The sequence below is a fragment of the Streptomyces sp. NPDC059524 genome (assembly GCF_042749255.1).
Classification (GTDB): Bacteria; Actinomycetota; Actinomycetes; order Streptomycetales; family Streptomycetaceae; genus Streptomyces; species Streptomyces xanthii.
The window spans coordinates 17,634-21,069 of record NZ_JBHYTK010000072.1 but is presented as its reverse complement, the minus strand read 5'-3'; the positions used below and the strand labels follow the sequence as shown (position 1 = coordinate 21,069).

The window sequence follows — 3,436 nt, the reverse complement described above, 5'->3', positions numbered from 1 at the left end:
ATCATCACACACTTCGGCGTTCCCGTGGACTTTGGTTGGGCGCCGCCGGTCTCCTTGGGGGGGGGGGGGGCCTTCGTGCTGTCAGATGCCGGGGGCGGCGGTGAGGACTCCGGAGGAGATCGCGTCCATGAGGGTGGCGTGGTCGCGGAGGGTCTGGTCGGCGTAGTGGAGGGCGAAGGCGGCCACGGCGCGGTCGAAGGTGTCGGAGCCGCCGAGGTACGCGGCGATGGCGATGCGGTCGCCGGAGCGGGCGTGGGCGCGGGAGAGGGCGGTGCCGCACAGGCGGGCGTAGGCGAGCAGGTCCTCGGGGCGCATGACGCCGACGTCCGCGGAGCCCTTCATGTCGCGCAGCTGGCGCCAGTAGAAGGAGCGGCCCTGGGGGCCGGTCATCCAGCCGAGGAAGATGTCGCTCGCCGCCTGGAGCAGGCGCTGGCCTGCGACGACGCGGTGGCCCGGGTGGAGATAGGGGCCGTGGTACGGGGTGTGCTCCTCGACGACGGAGCGGGTCGCCTCCTTGATCTGGAGGAAGAGCGGGTCATCGGCGTCGCGGCCCGCGAGGAGCACGATGAAGCAGCGGGTGCCGACGCTGCCGATGCCGACGACCTTGCGGGCGGCGTCCACGAAGCGGTAGCGGTCCAGGAGGCGGCGCCGGTCCTCGGTGAGCGTGGAGCGGTAGTCGCCGAACATCTTGCGGATCGCGGCGGCGTCGGTGACGCCCGCCGGCTGGAGCAGCGGCGGGTCGTGGACGATGCGGCGGCGGCCGTCGGGGGTGGTCTCGGTGAGTTTGCCGAGGGCGTGGAGGCTGGTGCGGCGGGTGGCCTGGGCGAGGGTGTGCTCGACGCGGCGCCGGTCGCGGGCGGAGCGGATCAGCGGGAGCAGGTCCTGCGCGTCGATCCGCTCGTACCAGACGGCGAGTTCGCCGAGGCCCGCGAGGCGGCGCAGGTTGGTGCGGTAGGCCTGGGTGCCGGCGAGGGCGGCGCGGTGGGCCTGTTTGTCCGAGTGGCCGTTGTCGCGGGCGGCGACGACGACGGAGGCGGCGAGGCGTTTGACGTCCCATTCGAAGGGGCCGGGGTACGTCTCGTCGAAGTCGTTGAGGTCGAAGAGCAGGGCGCGCTCGGGTGAGGCGAACAGGCCGAAGTTCAGCAGGTGGGCGTCGCCGCAGAGTTGGACGCTGAGGCCGGTGTGGGGTATCGCGGCGAGGTCGCCGGCCATGACGGCTGCGGCGCCGCGATAGAAGGCGAAGGGGCTCGCGGACATCCGGCCGTAGCGGATGGGGAGCAGGTCGGGGAGGCGGTCGGCGCCCTGCCGTTCGAGGACGACGACCGGGTCGGGGCGGTCCGCGGCGGGGATCCAGGGGCCGTGCGCGGAGCGGGCGAGGTGTTTGCGGGCGCGCTTGCCCTGGGCTGCGCGTTCGGCGGGGCTGGTCATGGCCGCCGGGGGTCAGTGGCTCAGGGCGCGGTCGAGTTCGGCGGTGACGTCGCCGCCGAGGGAGCGGTGGCTGCGGGCGGTCGCCTTCTTCGACGCGCCGGCGCCGACGTCGTTCACCTGGACGGCGACGGCGTCGAGGCGGTTGCCGCCGGAGTCCCGGAAGGTGACGAGGACGAGGTACGACTTCTTGGCGTCGGCGGTGTTCTTCACGGTCACGGGGGCCGTGGCGCGGCCGTCCTCCTTGGACACGTCGCCGAGTTCCACGTCCTTCTTCGCGTCGACGCCGTTCTTGAACTCGTCGAACTTCTTCTGGGCCTCGGCGGTCGCGGACGCCAGGATGTCGGCGCCCTTGGAGGCGACGTCGGAGGGGCTGGTGTCGTCGTCCGAGCAGGCCGTCGCGCCGACGGCCAGGGCCGCCGCGAGCAGGGCCGCGCCCGTGGCCCGCGCCGCGCATCGTGTCGCCGTCATGCCGACCACCCACCTCTGCTCGTCCGCCCGCCGGTACGGCTCGGACCCAGTCAACGGCCGGACGGCGGGTACCCGCATGCCATGGGGGCCGAACAGGTGACGTGCGGGCAGGATGGCCCCATGACGACACGGCACATCGGTACCGAGGAGCGGCGGGCCCGGCTCGTGCTCGCCCATCGCCTGTCCCCCGCCGCGCGGGCGGAGCGCGCCGAGGACGTCGCGCGGTCGCTCGTGGCGCTGCACGGGACGGATCCGGCGACGGTGTATCTGGCGGTCGGGGCGCGGCTCGCGGATCCGGGCGGGACGGTCGCGGACGTGGAGCGGGCCCTCTACGAGGACCGGACGCTGGTGCGGATGCACGGGATGCGGCACACGGTGTTCGTGTTTCCCACGGAGCTGGCCGCGACGGTGCACGCGTCGACCGGGCTGGCCGTCGCGGCGAAGGCGCGGGCGGGGCTGCTCAAGGAGATGGCGGCGGGCAGCGACGGGCGGCTCACCCCGGGGTGGCTGGAGGGGGTCGAGGAGTCGGCGCTGGCCGCGCTCGCGCGGCGCGGGCAGGCGACGGTGAACGAGCTCTGCGAGGACGAGCCGCGCCTGAGGGAGCAGTTCACGTACGGGCGCGGCAAGAGCTACGAGGCGCTGCAGACCGTGTCGTCGCGGCTGATGCGGGTGCTCGGGGTCGAGGGGCGGGTCGTGCGGGGGCGGCCGCTCGGGTCCTGGACGTCCTCGCAGTTCCGCTGGGAGGTGGCGCCGCCGCACGCGGAGCTGCCGGTCGCCGGGGCGCAGGCGGAATTGCTGGGGCGCTGGCTGGCAGTGTGCGGGCCGGCGACGGAGGCGGACCTCAAGTGGTGGACGGGGTGGAAGGTGACAGAGGTACGGCGGGCCCTCGCCGCCGTCGGGGCCGTGGCCGTGTCCCTGGACGGGGGCGGGGCCGGGTTCGTCATGCCGGAGGCGGTGGAGGGGCCGGGGGAGGTCGCGCCCTGCGCCGCGTTCCTGCCGGGGCTGGATCCTACGGCCATGGGGTGGCAGGAGCGGGAGTGGTACTGCCCGGACGAGGTGCGGGGGGCCTTGTTCGACCGGAGCGGGAACATCGGGCCGACGGTGTGGTGGGGCGGGCGGATCGTGGGGGGTTGGGGGCAGCGGGACGGCGGTGAGGTGGTGTGGCGGCTGCTCGATGGCTTCGGGGGGCGGGAGGCGCGGGAGGCTGTCGCCTCGGAGGCGGGGCGGCTCGGGTCCTGGTTGGCCGGGGTCCGGGTGACCCCGCGCTTTCGCACTCCGTTGGAGCGGGAGCTGGGGGCGGCCTAGGGGGGGGCGGGTGCTGCGTCTGCCGGCCGGTGGGGGCTGGTCGCCGCAGTTCCCCGCGCCCCTGAAATGCAGGCGCTTCGCGCCGCATTTCCCCGATCAAGACGCGGGGCGCCTGCTGCCGGGGAAGGCGCGGCGAAGCCGCATGCCTTCAGGGGCGCGGGGCTGTGTCCATCAGCGGCTCCGCCGCGGGGCGCGACCAGCCCCCACCGGCCCGCACCCGGCATACGAAGAACCG

General features: G+C 74.5%; 3 protein-coding genes. 1 reads left to right on the top strand and 2 read right to left on the bottom strand.

The features are described from left to right. Positions 1–81 precede the first annotated feature (81 nt). The gene (locus tag ACFW9D_RS20985) at positions 82–1,428 is read right to left on the bottom strand and encodes a DUF2252 domain-containing protein (RefSeq protein ID WP_384623772.1); all 1,347 of its coding nucleotides are present in this window, start codon (positions 1,426–1,428) and stop codon (positions 82–84) included. 12 nt (positions 1,429–1,440) lie between these two features. Further along, complete coding sequence (locus tag ACFW9D_RS20980) at positions 1,441–1,896, bottom strand: hypothetical protein (RefSeq protein ID WP_384623770.1); 456 nt, start codon at positions 1,894–1,896, stop codon at positions 1,441–1,443. Between the two features lie 120 nt (positions 1,897–2,016). Here ACFW9D_RS20980 and ACFW9D_RS20975 point away from each other — a divergent pair, with 120 nt between their 5' ends. Continuing rightward, on the top strand, positions 2,017–3,201 hold the full coding sequence (locus ACFW9D_RS20975; RefSeq protein ID WP_384623769.1) for a winged helix DNA-binding domain-containing protein: 1,185 nt from the start codon (positions 2,017–2,019) through the stop codon (positions 3,199–3,201). Positions 3,202–3,436: the final 235 nt, after the last annotated feature.